Genomic DNA, 15,332 nt, shown 5'->3' with positions numbered 1-15,332 from the left:
ATTTTGCATAATAAGGTGACTCTAGTTAACTGGAAATTATTTCGGTGATTTCCACCACAAAATCCGAAAAGCCTTTATTTTTTAATGAAGAAGGAGTTGTGGTAAATGTTTAAAAGAGCGCCATGAAAAGAAATTATGGTGACAGACCATGCGGTTGAGCAGTACCGGAAGAAGCTACTTCAATGGTATGGTCGGGATGGACCGGATGAGGAATTGAAAGCAGAACCGAAAATAATTGTCAGGCATGGGAAAAGGGATTCAATACTGCCCCGGTTACCTGATTGAATAATAAGGGGAGAAATGGCGGTAGCAGCCTGGTTTGAGGGTGTGGACATAGTAGTATTGAATTTTTCCCCATGGCTAAAGCCCTTACCATTACCCACAAGTATCAGATGGATGAAAAAGATCCCACATAGTGGTCAGATCTTGAAGACGCCGGAAGCCACGCCAGAGAACCTTAAGGCCGGGGTAACCGTCCCTTTTACGTCCGAGAAAACCGCCAAGCTTGGCAATCCAAAGTACTGCTGTTTGTAAGTTTGGCGGGTTATCGGGTAAAATAGTTATCTTATGAATAGCAGCGTAAAGGGCACCCCATTCACTGTTACTAAGAACAATTGTGCAAGGTGCATCAGGAGTTTGCCTGGCTTGATAAGTAAGCCAAAGTAATTGAGAAGCTACCATACTATACACGGCAATAGCACGCATAAGACGGTCTTTAGTTTCTAATTGAAGTTTTTCTACTTGGCAACCGCTTTTCAAAATATAATGATACCGCTCAATCCGCCAGCGGTAGGTATACCAGGTTAAGCATTGCAGTGCATCATCAATGGTAGTAACAGGCAGGGTAGTTAACAGCATCCACTCTATTGGCTTTTCTCCTTCGGGTGGCGATTGTTCCTGAACAAGTAGGGCATTAAGAGTAGGTGCAGCTAATTTTTCTTTTCCCCGATGTTTCGGTGGTTTTAAGGTAACAGTGGCAGCCTGTAAGGTAAGAACAACAGCCTCTCGTTCTGGGCGCTTATCGGCACGTGGTATATTGATAACCGTACGGCCCAATACCGGGGCGCTTTCAACAACAGGCCATAGGTAATCATGCGACTGATCAATGCGGCGGTTCCAAGCAGCACGGACTAAGATATCATACTGATTAGCGCTGGCTAGGAGAAAGAGGTCAAAAATATCACTTTCTCTGTCACCCACCATTACTACTTTGGTAAAGGGAGAAACCGTTTCGGCTACTTCCCGGGTAACATCAATCCAGCGAACACTTTCCTTGTCTTCGATAGGTCGCTTTTTATGTGTTTTCTCCTTGGGTTCTAGTGAACGTACCCATAAGCGATGGGCCAAGATTCCTAATGGAACTCCTTCAGCGGATGCAGCAAGACAAGAATGTAGAAAGAAGCCGGAAAGACCCGCTTGACCGATAGGTCCCAACCCTTTTGTTTCTCGATGTAAGGTATAGTTGAAAATGGTGGTATCTTGGATGGCCAAAACCACCGGTTGATTCTTGATTTTTTCTATAGTGGCCTTTCTGTGTACATCATATATGGCTTCAACAGTTACTTTCTCGTTATCAAAGAAACGATAGGCAGCCTTGACATCGCTCCACTGACCAAGTGCTTCAGGCAAAGATTTTTCTGGATGCTCAATAAGGCTTGCAGCCAGTGAAACCAGTCGATGAGTGAGACGGGTATCACCAAAGTTAGCCGTACCGCACTCTTTAGTTGCCCAAAGCATTGATTGATTTGTTGGTTTGAGAGATACAGGTAAATTATTCATGAGACAATTTTAGAAAATTTTTGACAATGCGTCCATTACCATATTTAAGCATCATAACCGATTTGGGTAATTTATCACACATTTTCTGCGTATAGCATAAGCAGATTCATTCTATCTTACTCAAGGACTTATGGGTAAAGATAAGACCTGAAGGCAGGGGCTTTACGGCACATTCCGGTAACATTTCTGGGTGATAAAGAATGGAGATAGTGGTGGAAAAGAAAAGAGAGGGGTGTTACAAAATCAAGGAAAATAGTTAATGCTTTGTAAATAGATCAGGAAGGGGTTGTGTTATTGAAAAAATTTCTTTTACCTGTCCTTATACCAGTAATTTTATTATTCACCGTCCCGAATGCTTTTGCAGCCGGAGGTTTTGATTTTGCCAAAGGTGCGATTAACATCCTTACTTTGGCAAAAGTTTTAGTAGTAATAGCGGTAGTAATAGCTTTTATAGTAGAGCTTTTCATGAAGCGAAATATTGTCTATATATTTGCCGTTATAATAATTGCCGGAATACTATTGTATAATTCTGAGCCGGGCAAACTGGCACAATTTGGTCACAGTGTAATGATGTATGTGGGAGGTGAAGCAGGAGTAGGGACACAGGAGATAATTAATCCTCCTGAAAAAAGTACCGAAAATAATGAGCAAAAAACAACAGCACCAAGCACAACAATAACTCCATAAGGAGATGATCAACAATAAGAAAAACTATTCTAGTGTTAATTGCAATTACAATATTAAGTTTTTTACCATCAGCGAAGGCAGTTTATGCTGAAGAAAACTACAGTATGTTTTATGGGCATTCACGTATTTTCGGTAAAATAGTAAACTACGATTCCGAAAGAAATATGGTCGTCATATACGGTTCTATTTATGTAAGAGACAATAATTATACCTGGCAGCTAATAAAATCAAAAAAATTTACTGAAATAATTCCGGAGTATGAAAACATAAAACAAATACTGATTAGTAATATGGGCAAAACAGTAAGCTGTGAAGGAAGTCTTGAAAGCTGGGCCGGGCAAAATGAGGAGATATTTAAGGCCAGAGAGGTAACCCCTCAAGAATATGCAATTGAGACACCCAATTGGTATGCATTTGGTAAAACGATCAAAACCGGAATAATCTACAAATACAATCTCACAGACATAACTGATTTTGTAAATATATTGTTTGGTGTGTATAAAGCAGAAAAAACAGAGAATCTACAGGTAATCAGAAAAGAGTTTAGCAAAAACTGGAATACAAAATGGTGCATAACGAAAAATAATAGTATAGCAGATGAACTACGCCAAGGAGTTGGCGGATGGCAAATATACCAGGGGTTACTAGTAGAACGATTCCTAATTAACATATCAATAAGCTAGTTAAATAATATAATTTCTACTAATAATTTAAATTATTTCAATATCATCCATTTTGTACTTCCAGCGGTAAACAGTAGGACAATCATTAATTTCTTTTATATATTTGTAAATTCTATCTTTTAATTCTTCTTTAGTTTTTACCCTAATAGCCCTCAGCATTGATTTAGCCATTTTGCCAAAAAATGATTCAATTAAGTTCAACCAGGATCCATGTTTTGGTGTAAAAACAAATTCAAAACGATTTGGGACAGTACTAAGATAAGCCCTTGTTTCTTTTGAAATATGAGCGGAGTGGTTGTCCAATATAATTACTATTTTCTCTATATCTTTGTAGTACTCACTTATCATTTTTAGAAACTCTACAAACTCAATACTACGATGGCGGTCTTCTACTTGAGCTAAGATATGACCTGTTACCAAATCAATACCGGCCATGAGACTAAGTGTACCATGGCGAACATATTCATAATCACGAGCAAGACATGAATACGTTCCAGGAGAAGGAGAAAGATCCGGAGCAATATTTTCTATAGCTTGAATACCGGGTTTTTCATCATATGATATATAAGCATACATTGATTGTTCATCATTTTTTGATACCATTTCAACTTCTTTATAGACATATAACACGTTAGCCATTTTTTGTTCAAATTCTGGATCCCTTTTTTCCAAGTAATATTTAATTTTATGTGGCTTAACTTTGTTTGCTGAAAGTATTTTTGATACTGTACCTTTTGCTAGATTTTGCAGGGTTGGATGGCCATTTTCTACACAATGATTTCGTGCATGTTTGGCTAATAAATCTGTTGTCCATAATTCATAGCTATATCCAAATTCCTTAGGTTTTTGGCAAGCAAGAGAAACAAGCCACGCTTTATCTTCTTTGGTTATTGTATCCGGCCTGCCTGAACGAGGAAGATCATTGAGTGCTATATCTAAGCCAAATTGTAAAATTTTATCTATATGTCGTTCTACTTTTGCACGGTTAGTCTCTAATATTCTACCAATTGAAGCTATTGTTTCTCCTTGATGATACAAGAGAAACATTTTAGCCCGTTCAATATGACTCACACTTTCTGTTCTTGAATGTATAATTTTTTCTAATCTATTTATTTCTTCTGTTGTCAAATCTAATTTTGCTCTTTGACTTATGAATGGCATAGTTTGGTCTCCCCACCTGTTATGTATTATAGGAAATTATATACCATGCCGATTTGTGGTTCAATGATAATTAAGAATTGCTCTACTAGGATGGGACAATTGTTATATTGAGAGCGCATCAATTCTAAGAAAAAATATTGACACATTTATGGATAATATAAAAGCTGGCGGAAGCGCACCGGAAAAGGAAAAATCAGGCGAGGCAATAATGTGTGCATATATCAGTATCAGCTGCGAATATGTAGGCGAAGGCGAAGACGAAGGCAAAAGACTAAAAGTAACAGGTTCTGGAGCGTTATATGATAGTATCCCATCATTTATAAATGTATTAAAAAAACCGTTTGGAATAAATAGCGAAACATGGCGCTTAAGTGGCATAGATGATCAAACGGCAAAAAAAATTAACGGCAAACTTTGTTGGATTTCAGGTAACCGTATTTTAGTATATCGAACAAATCCGATAATAAAAAAGAAATATTTGGTAGATCAGTATTTTGCGGTAAACAACTGGTTAACGCGTGAAGAATTCAATCAAGCACTTAACCAAACCCGTGAGTTAATAGGGGAGGGCGGCGTTTAATGCGTAGATTGATATATCGTTGGACTGCTGCCGGATTACTTTGGTTATTAATTATTATTGTAGTCATAACTTCTATACGCAGCGTTAACATTGTTAATAAAGTCAGTCAAGTTGCAAAAAACGCAATGACTGAACAAAACGAGCAAGTAATTACTAACGTAAGAGATACCGCAAAAGCTTTCGCTACAGAGTGGGCGACCTTCAATGGCAATAATAACGAATACAATAGCAGACTAGGGACATTCTTAAATAAGACATCGTCAATAATTGCTCCTGTCGGTATCCAAGAAGTAATGTCATCATCTTTACTAGCATCTGAAAGTAAAAATTCAAGAGATTATAGGGTGAAAATATTATTGCATGTACGCAGGTTATCGCCGGTTGAAGGGAATACTAATGTACCATCATCGTTGATACCTGTCACAAGAGATGATTTGGTAAAAATTAAAGATTCGCAGTATGATATACAGCTGCCAGCAATAGGGTGGCAAAACTATTTATTGTTTGTTGAAGTTCCGGTCACAGTAATAAACAATCAACCGGTTATAAAAGGTTTGCCAGTCATTGTTAGCAACAATAATAAAAAAGGTGAAATATCACAACCAAAACAATATGACGGAGTAGTAACACCTGATTTCGCAACCTTCATTAACCAGTTTATGAGCATGTATTTCACCGGACAAGCACTAAGTAATTTCATTATGTCCGGTTCTAATATTCAACCCATTAACGGGTGGAATTTGCTTTCAATTGATGAAATTAAAACAGATAGTGAAAAACCAACAAAAGCTTGTGTGCGAGTTACAGTATCTACGGCAGGAATCGAAAAGATAACACAAATAATCTATATAAAAGTACAAGCTGTACGTGGTAGTTACTTAATTGAAGATTTGGGTAGTTTGCCAGAATAAAGGGGGAATTTAGAATTGAAAAAAAATACGATAATGATTGTAATACTGGCTTTAATAGTAATTGTAGCAACTCCAGGCATTGCTGCTGCATATGACATTAAACAGGGTGCCGATGACATCAAAGATCTAATGGCAACAATGATATCCATTGCAGTACTGGGTTCGGCAACTATTTTATTTTTTAAACGTGAGATTGTACCGGCAGTACTCGTGGGTTTAGTCGGAGCGATTTTAATATTTATAACCCAGGCAAGTACAATGAAATCAGTGGGAGAGGCAATTACAAACTTTATTTTCGGTGATTAATTAACAAAAATCCGGCAATTGCCGGATTTTTGTTTTTAGGAGGTGTTATATGAGTAACATTAGGACATTTAATAGTTACAAAGATTTGTTTAAAATAAACTTTAAAGTGCATGACTTTTTTGGCAAGTCACTGCCAAGGCCTATTCCGCTCGAAAATATAATAATGACTGTAGTTATTATGATTCCGCTATACCCTATAACCAACATATTTGGTGCTAGACACCCATTTATGACAACAATAATATTATCCGCTATCTGCTCATGGATGTTGTCACAGTTTGATTTACGGGGAAAATATATGCCGATTTTCTTTAAGGATATATTGGCATATATTTTTAGACATAAAACAACTAATCTTATGGGTAAAAAAATAAAACTATTAAAAAGATACCGTGCGGATTGGAGATTGCCGGAGGTGATTGAATAAATGAAGTTTCCGTTAATAGCCTTTAAAAATAATGTAATTTTCAACGAAAAAGGAGAAGCATATGCAATATATAAGCTTCGTGGCAGACCATTTAATAATTTACCTATAACGGACAGAGAAGTTGTAATCAGAAACTTTGAACAACTACTATGGGGACTGGAAGGCAAGGGCCAAATATTGTTGTTATGCGAGGAAATGCGCTTGAATGAAAAAGAGTATCTTACCGATGCAGACGCAGTATTTACAAAGGAGGCTTTTAATCATGCCGGTTCGGTGCGCACAGCCTTGGCAAGTGGAGCAAGAAACCGTCGCAGATACTTAGTATTACAAATAAGTACTGCAATAGAAGAGCCAAATAACTGGCGTGAATATACACGCGAATATGTGGAAGTAATAATAAGCGCATTTACTAGCGCTGAAAAATGGGTGCTAAATGAGCAAAAAATCAGAGAAGTGATGGAAAGAGAAGAAGAACTTTATAGAAGAATCTCATCAAGCATTGACGGTAAAGCAGGATTTTCAGATATAGACTTCATAATTAGACGTAATACAAAAAGAATAGGAGAATTACCGCCACCTTTACCTTCACGTGAAGCCGGTAGATTAACGCCGGCAATAGTTTCAGCATTTTCAGATGGTTGTTTGATCAATGAGCAGACATCATATATAACAATAACAAATGGCAGTGACGAAAAACATCATCAAACCTTCATCACCTTTCCTGATCTGCCAAAACTATTACCAGAGGTGGGGGCTGAGTGGCTTGCCTCCTTAGAGGCAATGAGAACGGCAGTGGATGCAGTAGTACACTTTGAAATAATAAAGCCACATAAAGCACAAAAAAAAGTAACAAGCAGAAAAGGTTATCTCAAAGGACAATTAAAGGAAAAGTCCAGAGGTGACGAAGATCCGTCAACAGATGAAGAATATGCCATAAGCGAAGGCAGACATTTGGAAGGGAAAATATCTGCTGGACAACCTCTTGCGTCTATGTCAGTAGTAATGGCAGTAGCTGCAAAAGAAATAAAAGATATGAGAGCTTCTGCAAAAAGACTTATGGAAAGATACTCATCTTCGGGTTATAGAGCCGTAAGACCGATGGGCGATCAGTGTAAATGTTTTTATTCATTTCTTCCTGGTGCGCTAAGGGCTTCGCCGTTAATTGAATGCGATCCTGGATTCATATCAGCATCAGGTCCAACAATATCCATGGACGTTGGTGACGAAAAAGGCTTTTTTATTGGGTGGTCAAATGCCGCACCGGTTTTTTGGAAACCTGGATATGCAGCAAAAGAGTTGAACCGTTCAAATGCCATGTTTATCAGCGGTGCGTTAGGCAGTGGAAAAAGTTTAACTATCAAATTACTAATATACCTTGCATATTTGGCCGGTGCCTATTTATTTATCGTTGACCCTAAGAATAACGAGTATGCTGTACTGGAAAAAATTTTTCCAATTAAGAAAATAAACCTATGTCCTGGTGCTAATGAACCAATAAACCCGTTTATGCTCTCGAAAGATGAAAGACAAGCCAAAAGCTACGTTTTGGATTATTTAAGCATAGTCTTAAATCTGCGCGATGACAACGATACCAGACGTGTTGCTGTTAGTAAAGCTGTAGAAACAACGGGAAATATGGAACCTGAAAAAAGAAATTTAAATACCACGTTGGAAATATTAAAACAAATGTCGGAAAATGAGCAGCACGAACCGGTTAAACAGGAATCCGGCCAGTGTGCGTTACTAATGGAAAGCATAAAAAACAGCAGTCTCGGGCACTTGGTGTTCGGTATCGGTGGCGTAAAAGAAATAGCCCGTGCTACAGTAGTTAATTTGCAAGGATTACCATTGCCCAGAACAGCAGAAAACTTGAACTTAGGCCGAATTACGGAAAATGAACGACAAGGACTGGGATTGCTTTATTTAGCATCAGCAATGGCCAGAGAAGTCGCTTTCTCATTACCGAAAGATGTTGTAAAAGTAGAAGTATTTGATGAAAGTTGGATGTTGGCAAACATATCAGAAGGACGCCGGTTATTGGATGAACTAATACGTATGTCAGCCCGTTCTTTTGGAACAATTCCGATTCTGATTACGCAGAATACAACAGACATAAAGGATCTCCAATCAATTAAAAACAATATAAATTATAAATTTTGCTTCAGAGCGGAGGATAAAACAGAAATTAAGGCCAACATGGAAATTCTGGGAGCTGACACAGAAGAAAACAGCCTAACATCAGCATTTCCCGCACTTGAAAGCGGTTGGTGTGTGATGAGAGATGCCTTTGGCCGCATATCACAAGTCTATATTGATCCCAGACCCAAATACTTGCTGCATTTATTTGATACATCTCCGAAGGTAGCGCAAAATGAGTAAAAAAAACCTTTCAATCATAGTCATCTTGTTCATCATATTTAGCTATGTGCAATCTGCATATGCCATGATTGGTGATGAAAGTTCGATAAATAATAATTTGGTTGGCGATATAGATTCTGAGAAAAATAGAGAGGGTAATTTATTTGAACCTATAGGATTAGGCATTACAGCCAATGCACCAATGGGATTGGCTGTAAGCGGTCCGTTTGCAATACTAACTGCCGGCACCGGTGCTGCCATAGTAGGTCTTGGAGAAATTGCTGATCCAAAGAACTCGATATGGCAAAACTGGCCCATGAATCGATGGACATTTAATCATGCTTCACCGGAAAGTGGTTGGGGCTTCTCCTCAATGGCAGAAAAAGGCGCATCAAACGCAGTAGATGCAATAGCAAATATAATATTCTTCATAACCAAATCAATAACCAGAATATCAATTAACATATGTGTAGTGTCATTTCATACTGATATTGTATCCGGAATGGTTGGTTGGATATCGGAAGGTGTAAAAAAAATATTTCAGGCCGATACAGATTTGACATACTTACTTATATCCTGGGGTTCGATTTTTTTAATGATATACTCAGTCTACTGGATTTTAAAACGTGAATTGATGTCAGTAGTAAGCGCATTAATTATAGCGGTATTAGCAATTGGCAGCGTATTTTTCTTTACCGCCAATGCTGAAAAAGTAATAACAGATTTTTCACAAGCAACAGACGGTATAACCGGAGTTTTCCTCGGCGCCGTTGGCGAATACACAAATGCAAATCAAGATATTAACGCAACAGATCCAATAGATAAAGGATTAATTGCCTTTGGCCAATCAGTATGGAGTGTAATAGTTGCCGACCCATGGGCGATAGCCATGTTCGGAACTTGTGATGAAAACGATTTGAAACTTACAGAATCGGAATGTAATTTAATGGATAAATCCAACTTTCCTGATAAAAGCAAAGTAGTAGCCGGAATGCGCATAGATACATTATATCTTGCCACAACCGGAAAATGTAATGATGATGTAGTTGAAGTATTAGCCAGGCCGGACGTTACGACTTTTAAATCAATAATAACACTACAAGGAACAGAGCAAATAAAACATGGCAAACATAATGGAACAATGGTTGGAATGGCTGCATCGTCGCCAACAGATCACGTTACAACAGCATTATTTACACTTTTACCGGCAATAGGCTTGTTATTATTTACGGGAACAATCGGACTGTACATAATTCTAAGCCAAGTAATAATGGCAGCGATGCTTTTAGTTCTACCATTTTTTTTATTTGCATTAATGATACCTGTACAAGGATGGGCAATTTCAAGCAAATATTTCAAATATTTGCTTGGAGCTTTTATGGTAAAAATGATTTATGGCTTATACCTATCGTTAGTATTAAGTGTAGGAACAGCTTTTGTTGAGGCGGTGTTGAAATAATGGTAGGTTTTGCAATGATAATATTAACGGTAATATTTTTCGGAGCCTTTTTCTATAGAAAAAAAGTCGTAGAAATGATTACAGACACGCTGACATTTAATACAGCAAAAGAAAAACACGTAGATCCAACAAGAATGCTGAGAACAGCCAGAAACATGGGCCTTACTTATATGGCATATAAGCGTTGGGCAGGAAGAGGAAGTGGGAAACCTAAAGAAGATTATTCGCCTATAAAACCACACCCAGATGATTATAGACATGTAGATAGCGGCCGTTTTCCAGAATACTTCGATCCGGAGGAAGAGAAAAATCCATATGAAGGAGAAAATCCAAACTATGAGAACCTGCAGATTACAGACGGGAAAGATATAGATAATGTAGAATTTACTTCGTATTATGAAGATGAGTTTAAAAGTCGAGTTTGGGAAGGCCAGCCACCGGAAGGATATCCGTTTAGGTCACTGACCGGAAAGACTTCTAATGATTATGATACGGATAAGGAGAATCTCAACAACAACGATGAAAACCCTAAAACTAATAATGTGCCAGATACAACAGTAGAAACCGGAAATGGGACTATGAATGTTGGTCATGCTCCTTCTGACCATAGTGATCCTAACAACAACGATGAAAACCATAAAACTAATAATGTACCAGACACAACAGCAGGAACCGGAAATAGGAGTATGAATATAAGTAATGCTCCTTCTGAGCAGGACAATTAATGAAATAACTAAGAAAGTATCAAAAAAATTTATTTACTGAGAATTAACCGGGCAAATGCCCGGTTTTGTATTTTTGAAGCCGTTTTTGTTCTTTTTAGGGGGGATGATTATCTGGATCTATATAGAACCGAAATAATAAATATCGTTATAAATTAAACGCAAAGTCTCTTTTTCACATCTTCCGAACAGCATTTGATTTCCTCTAAAAACGAGTCAACAGATTTTTGAATTTCTGAAGCATTTTTATGAAAGCGATTATAAATAGCTGTATTTTTTAACCATTTCCATAACTCTTCTATGCAATTCAGATTGGGTGAGTAGGGTGGAAGAAATTTCAAAAACAGATGATCCTTATGCTCGTCTAAAAAGTCTTTAAGTAATTTTGCATGATGAACTCTTGCATTATCAAGAACAATGTAAATTTTAGAAATGTCATCTTTTAAAAAATGTGATACCAATTTTTTAAGAAAATCTTTGAATTTTTCTGCATTGATTTTGTCATAATTTACACAAAAAACTTTACCCGTATAGTAGTTTAAAGCACCGTATAATGTAACTTTTGCATGGTGTCCATAGGTCTTAATCTTTTTTTGCTCACCTTTTGGGAACCATGCTCGTTGTAAACCTTGATAGTCCCTAATGTGAGATGCATCCACATATAGGAGTATTTCACATTCAGTGAGATTTTTTTAACTCTTCCAGCTCATCTTGAAAAGCTTTTTGCTTTTCCGGATCAGCTTTGGCTAATACATAAGTGGGACGATTATAACGAAAATCCATCTTAAGAAGCATGCGCCAAACACCATCTGATGTATATTTAATGCCGTATGTATCATGAATGTAAGCAGCGAGGGTTTTACAATTCCAAGTAGTATGGGTACTAAAACCAACCTCTGATGGTGATTTTTTCAGTACCTCTTTGACCTCTTCTTTTTGTTCATTGGTTAGCCTTGGCGGTCTTCCCGGTTTTTTTGATACATGAAGCAGTTTTTCAACTCCACCTTCATTAAAGTAAGCAACGTATTTTCTTATGGTTTGTTCACTTATATCAAGATATTCGGCAATCTGCTTTGCTTGTCTCCCTTTCATGACAAGAATGACAGCTTGAACTCTGCATCTTAGTTTATATGGTGTTTCTCTTTTTATCTTATTCAAATCCTCAATGGTTAAATTTTGTGGATTGTTTAAATGCAATTTCCTCATGGTAATAATACCCCTCCCCACACTTGATTCTATTTTACAGGATAGGAGTAAAAATTACCATTACTTTATTAATCGTTTCTATATAGCTACTGCAATAAAACTTTCAAAAATTATTGCAAATAAGAAAAGAAGAAAAAGATTAATAACCGCGTCTGTAGCAATAGTAATTATTGTTTTATTCTTCGTATCTATGATTTTTATGGTTATATCCACTGTAACCGGAATGATTGGTGTATCAACGGGGTTTCGTTCCGGAGCCCCTACAGGAATGGCGAAATCAGTTATTCCTGCTGACTTAATGCAGATATTTTTAAAAGCGCAAGAGAAATATGACGTTTCTTGGGCTGTGCTGGCTGCGGTATGTAAAGTGGAAACTGATTTTGGCAGAAATATGTCCACATCATCCGCTGGAGCTATGGGTTTTATGCAGTTTATGCCGGCTACATGGCAGCAGTATAAGCAGGATGGTGACGGTGACGGGGTATATGACCCTGAAAATCCCTGGGATGCAATATTTGCTGCAGCAAATATGCTGAAAGCAGATGGTTACAAAGATAATCCGTCTCAGGCATTATATTGTTATAACCATGCATGGTGGTATGTAAACAAAGTCCTGACTATAGCTTCATCATTTTCAGACACGATGGTTCCAACTGGTAACGGTGCATGGCCAGTACCGGGATACATAACTATATCTTCCCCCTTTACGCTCTCACGACTACACCCGATATTGGGTTATAAAAGACCGCATGAAGGAATAGATATTGATGCGCCAACAGGCACTCCAGTAATTGCGGCGGTGAGTGGAAAAGTGAAGTTGGCAAAACCCAACGGTGGCTATGGTAACTGTATTGAAATAACAGGTGATTTCTGTATGAACATCTACGGTCACCTGTCCGGATATGCAGTACATGCCGGTGATTATGTAAGCCAGGGACAAGTAATAGGGTACGTTGGATCTACCGGCCTTTCTACCGGTCCCCACCTCCATTTTGGGGTTTATGTAAATAATAGCCCTTGTAACCCAGAAGAGTGGCTACGGATACCTTCAGCAAATTATTAAATGAGAAAGGAAGGATAGAAAATAATGATAATATCAGTGGTTGGGGCAGTATCAGGCGTTGGAACAACAGTTATTGCAGCGAACATCGCAGTAGTGTTAACGAACAATGGCTATAATGTGTTATTGGTTGAAATGTCTGGTGGGACGGATATACAAAACGAATTAAGCATATCACCGGAAAAGCTAATTACAAAAGCTGACATTGTTAATAGACACAACAAGCAAATATTCATCACCGAGTATGGTCTATCGGTCTTACCCGGTTCTGATCATGGAACAATTGAAGATATGAGTGTGATACAAGAAGAGATAAAAAAAATTGCTTACAGTTATGATTACATAATTTTAGATACAGGAAATCTAAAGTTGCCGATGGCCAACGAATCATTTGCAGATATAGTAATGCTGGTAACAGAACCGTCGAGAAGGTGTCTGATAAAAAACGGTCATTTAAACGCACAGCAAGTACTAATTATAAACAAAGTATCCCCAAAAGCAGTATACCATCCGCGTGATATAGCCAGATGCTATAAAACCGATAATAAATACTTTGAAATAGTGGAAGATGTAGCTTCTGTCAAAAAATCTATGCAGCAGCACCAGCCAATTGCTTTATGTGGGAAAAAATTTGGTGAGGGTATTGAAAATATAATTTCAACAGTGCTAACAAAAAAGAAAAGCGGGATTCAACCAATGGATCAATTGAAGCAATCAATTCTTTTAGCAACTGGTGACGAAGACTTACACGAAGCAATATCTACATCAATTTCTTGTTTGCCTGTAATTGCAGTTAACCGGAAAACACTGCTGGAACTTGCTTCCAGTATTGAGCCTGACATGATACTATTCTCTGGTAATCTGCCAGGGGATATTGATATTCTTGAAGTAGCGACTCAAATTGGACAGATTTCCGATAAGATACTGTTTATCAGCAACATGCAGGCTGATGACATTACTTTAGCACGAATAAAGGAACTAGGAATAGAGGCACTATCCGGTGAAATAAGCATCGGAGCTATTCTTAAAACAGTTTGTAGTCGGTTAAGTATTACAGGAAATACTACTAATCAAGATGAACATGAACACTATAGCCCAGTAGATGTCGAGGAAGAGGACGAAGATACCGAAAGTGCATTCACTAAAATTGTGCGGTCAGGCACGGAAATGGCGGGCAAAATAACAGATAAATTATCATCTGTAAATTTGCCTAATTTACCTAAAAACAGATTAGCCAGAAAGCACAATGTCAGGGTAGATAACTTAATTGCTGTAGTTTCACCTGTGACTGCGGGTAAAACATTTGTGTCGATAAACTTAGCTACAACCCTGGCTCTAAACGGTTATTCCGTTGCACTAATTGATGCGGATATGCGCAATCAATCGGTTTACACTTGGTTGGCGTTAGATGCAGATAGTTTGACCGAAGCGCTAAAAGACGACGACCCACTGTCCTTTGCATATAAGAACCCAATGATTCCAAATTTGCATGTATTTAGTTCCGATCCGTATACTCCTGCACCAGTAAATATTAAAAGCCTGGCTAATCTAATTGGCAACCTAAAAGAAGAAGTAGATATAATCATAGTGGATACCTACAGAAATCTTACAGAACCAGTTACAAAAAAAATAATTGACATGGCTTCAAATGTAATCATGGTGGCTGATCAAGATTTCTGTCACTTGGTAAAAATACAGAAAGAATTCGATTTGCTTGAGAGTAGCTTAGATTTTAATAACTTTACTTTGATAGTGAATCAAATGGTTAGTAGTAAGGAACTGGAAATCTCTGATGCTGAAAAAGCTGCCGGATTGCAGGCAGAAGGTTTGGTACAGAAAAAAAGCAAGGAAGTTCTCGAAAGCATTAAAAGCGGTATTCCTGTAGCGCTGTTTTGTCCGGATGTTAAAATGGCATTCTACGATTTTTGGATTAAGCATGAAAAAATGTTGGCTCTAGCTTAGGAGGAAGTTGCAAAATACACTAGAAACTGGA

Annotated in this window: 16 protein-coding genes; 12 read left to right on the top strand and 4 right to left on the bottom strand. The window is 37.8% G+C overall.

Annotated elements, in window-relative coordinates:
* Nucleotides 1-135: 135 nt before the first annotated feature.
* A complete protein-coding gene (locus DTOX_RS23485; RefSeq protein WP_162013538.1) occupies nt 136-285 on the top strand; it encodes a hypothetical protein in 150 nt (49 codons plus the stop codon).
* Nucleotides 286-375: 90 nt separating this feature from the next.
* Here DTOX_RS23485 and DTOX_RS12325 read toward each other — a convergent pair whose 3' ends face one another.
* On the bottom strand, nt 376-1,737 hold the full coding sequence (locus tag DTOX_RS12325) for an IS4 family transposase (protein WP_242652426.1): 1,362 nt from the start codon (nt 1,735-1,737) through the stop codon (nt 376-378).
* 336 nt (nt 1,738-2,073) lie between these two features.
* On the opposite strand from DTOX_RS12325, the gene DTOX_RS12320 reads away from it, so the two are divergent.
* Both DTOX_RS12320 and DTOX_RS12315 read left to right on the top strand, forming a co-directional pair.
* The gene (locus tag DTOX_RS12320; protein ID WP_042315787.1) at nt 2,074-2,466 is read left to right on the top strand and encodes a hypothetical protein; all 393 of its coding nucleotides are present in this window, start codon (nt 2,074-2,076) and stop codon (nt 2,464-2,466) included.
* Between the two features lie 32 nt (nt 2,467-2,498).
* The gene (locus DTOX_RS12315; RefSeq protein ID WP_042315785.1) at nt 2,499-3,149 is read left to right on the top strand and encodes a hypothetical protein; all 651 of its coding nucleotides are present in this window, start codon (nt 2,499-2,501) and stop codon (nt 3,147-3,149) included.
* A gap of 27 nt (nt 3,150-3,176) precedes the next feature.
* Here DTOX_RS12315 and DTOX_RS12310 read toward each other — a convergent pair whose 3' ends face one another.
* On the bottom strand, nt 3,177-4,310 hold the full coding sequence (locus DTOX_RS12310; protein ID WP_015756644.1) for an IS630 family transposase: 1,134 nt from the start codon (nt 4,308-4,310) through the stop codon (nt 3,177-3,179).
* A gap of 148 nt (nt 4,311-4,458) precedes the next feature.
* Between DTOX_RS12310 and DTOX_RS12305 the strand changes: the two genes are divergently transcribed.
* The 7 genes from DTOX_RS12305 to DTOX_RS12275 all read left to right on the top strand — a co-directional run bounded on the left by DTOX_RS12305 (nt 4,459) and on the right by DTOX_RS12275 (nt 11,076).
* Complete coding sequence (locus DTOX_RS12305; protein WP_042315782.1) at nt 4,459-4,890, top strand: hypothetical protein; 432 nt, start codon at nt 4,459-4,461, stop codon at nt 4,888-4,890.
* Entirely contained in the window at nt 4,890-5,801 is a 912-nt protein-coding gene (locus tag DTOX_RS12300) for a conjugal transfer protein (RefSeq protein ID WP_015758013.1), read from the top strand. Before DTOX_RS12305 ends, DTOX_RS12300 begins: the two co-directional genes overlap by 1 nt.
* Before the next feature lie 15 nt (nt 5,802-5,816).
* Nucleotides 5,817-6,107 (top strand): hypothetical protein, encoded by a 291-nt coding sequence (locus DTOX_RS12295; protein ID WP_015758012.1) that lies wholly within the window; start codon nt 5,817-5,819, stop codon nt 6,105-6,107.
* Between the two features lie 49 nt (nt 6,108-6,156).
* Nucleotides 6,157-6,534 (top strand): conjugal transfer protein, encoded by a 378-nt coding sequence (locus tag DTOX_RS12290; RefSeq protein WP_015758011.1) that lies wholly within the window; start codon nt 6,157-6,159, stop codon nt 6,532-6,534.
* 195 nt (nt 6,535-6,729) lie between these two features.
* The gene (locus tag DTOX_RS12285) at nt 6,730-8,913 is read left to right on the top strand and encodes an ATP-binding protein (protein WP_422698408.1); all 2,184 of its coding nucleotides are present in this window, start codon (nt 6,730-6,732) and stop codon (nt 8,911-8,913) included.
* Nucleotides 8,906-10,351 (top strand): hypothetical protein, encoded by a 1,446-nt coding sequence (locus tag DTOX_RS12280; protein ID WP_015758009.1) that lies wholly within the window; start codon nt 8,906-8,908, stop codon nt 10,349-10,351. Before DTOX_RS12285 ends, DTOX_RS12280 begins: the two co-directional genes overlap by 8 nt.
* Complete coding sequence (locus tag DTOX_RS12275) at nt 10,351-11,076, top strand: hypothetical protein (RefSeq protein WP_015758008.1); 726 nt, start codon at nt 10,351-10,353, stop codon at nt 11,074-11,076. Before DTOX_RS12280 ends, DTOX_RS12275 begins: the two co-directional genes overlap by 1 nt.
* A gap of 152 nt (nt 11,077-11,228) precedes the next feature.
* Here DTOX_RS12275 and DTOX_RS24350 read toward each other — a convergent pair whose 3' ends face one another.
* Nucleotides 11,229-11,732 carry an IS630 family transposase gene (locus DTOX_RS24350; protein WP_242652418.1) on the bottom strand — a complete coding sequence of 168 codons (504 nt, stop codon included), beginning with the start codon at nt 11,730-11,732 and terminating at the stop codon, nt 11,229-11,231.
* 19 nt (nt 11,733-11,751) lie between these two features.
* Nucleotides 11,752-12,279 carry an IS630 family transposase gene (locus DTOX_RS24345; protein WP_042315521.1) on the bottom strand — a complete coding sequence of 176 codons (528 nt, stop codon included), beginning with the start codon at nt 12,277-12,279 and terminating at the stop codon, nt 11,752-11,754.
* Here DTOX_RS24345 and DTOX_RS12260 point away from each other — a divergent pair.
* A complete protein-coding gene (locus DTOX_RS12260; protein WP_242652424.1) occupies nt 12,278-13,342 on the top strand; it encodes a peptidoglycan DD-metalloendopeptidase family protein in 1,065 nt (354 codons plus the stop codon). The two genes, DTOX_RS24345 and DTOX_RS12260, sit on opposite strands and share 2 nt — an antisense overlap.
* Nucleotides 13,343-13,366: 24 nt before the next feature.
* Nucleotides 13,367-15,301 (top strand): nucleotide-binding protein, encoded by a 1,935-nt coding sequence (locus tag DTOX_RS12255; RefSeq protein ID WP_015758006.1) that lies wholly within the window; start codon nt 13,367-13,369, stop codon nt 15,299-15,301.
* The last annotated feature ends 31 nt before the right edge of the window (nt 15,302-15,332 follow it).

The sequence above is a fragment of the Desulfofarcimen acetoxidans DSM 771 genome (assembly GCF_000024205.1).
Taxonomy (GTDB): domain Bacteria; phylum Bacillota; class Desulfotomaculia; order Desulfotomaculales; family Desulfofarciminaceae; genus Desulfofarcimen; species Desulfofarcimen acetoxidans.
The sequence above is the reverse complement of the archived record's forward strand: the minus strand, read 5'-3'. Positions and strand labels throughout refer to the sequence as shown.

Coding starts and splice junctions, on each gene's coding strand:
- DTOX_RS23485 (WP_162013538.1), top strand. CDS start 136: ATGGTGACAGACCATGCGGTTGAGCAGTACCGGAAGAAGCTACTTCAA.
- DTOX_RS12325 (WP_242652426.1), bottom strand. CDS start 1,737: ATGCTTTGGGCAACTAAAGAGTGCGGTACGGCTAACTTTGGTGATACC.
- DTOX_RS12310 (WP_015756644.1), bottom strand. CDS start 4,310: ATGCCATTCATAAGTCAAAGAGCAAAATTAGATTTGACAACAGAAGAA.
- DTOX_RS12305 (WP_042315782.1), top strand. CDS start 4,459: ATGGATAATATAAAAGCTGGCGGAAGCGCACCGGAAAAGGAAAAATCA.
- DTOX_RS12300 (WP_015758013.1), top strand. CDS start 4,890: ATGCGTAGATTGATATATCGTTGGACTGCTGCCGGATTACTTTGGTTA.
- DTOX_RS12290 (WP_015758011.1), top strand. CDS start 6,157: ATGAGTAACATTAGGACATTTAATAGTTACAAAGATTTGTTTAAAATA.
- DTOX_RS12285 (WP_422698408.1), top strand. CDS start 6,730: ATGCGCTTGAATGAAAAAGAGTATCTTACCGATGCAGACGCAGTATTT.
- DTOX_RS12280 (WP_015758009.1), top strand. CDS start 8,906: ATGAGTAAAAAAAACCTTTCAATCATAGTCATCTTGTTCATCATATTT.
- DTOX_RS12275 (WP_015758008.1), top strand. CDS start 10,351: ATGGTAGGTTTTGCAATGATAATATTAACGGTAATATTTTTCGGAGCC.
- DTOX_RS12260 (WP_242652424.1), top strand. CDS start 12,278: ATGGTAATAATACCCCTCCCCACACTTGATTCTATTTTACAGGATAGG.
- DTOX_RS24345 (WP_042315521.1), bottom strand. CDS start 12,279: ATGAGGAAATTGCATTTAAACAATCCACAAAATTTAACCATTGAGGAT.
- DTOX_RS12255 (WP_015758006.1), top strand. CDS start 13,367: ATGATAATATCAGTGGTTGGGGCAGTATCAGGCGTTGGAACAACAGTT.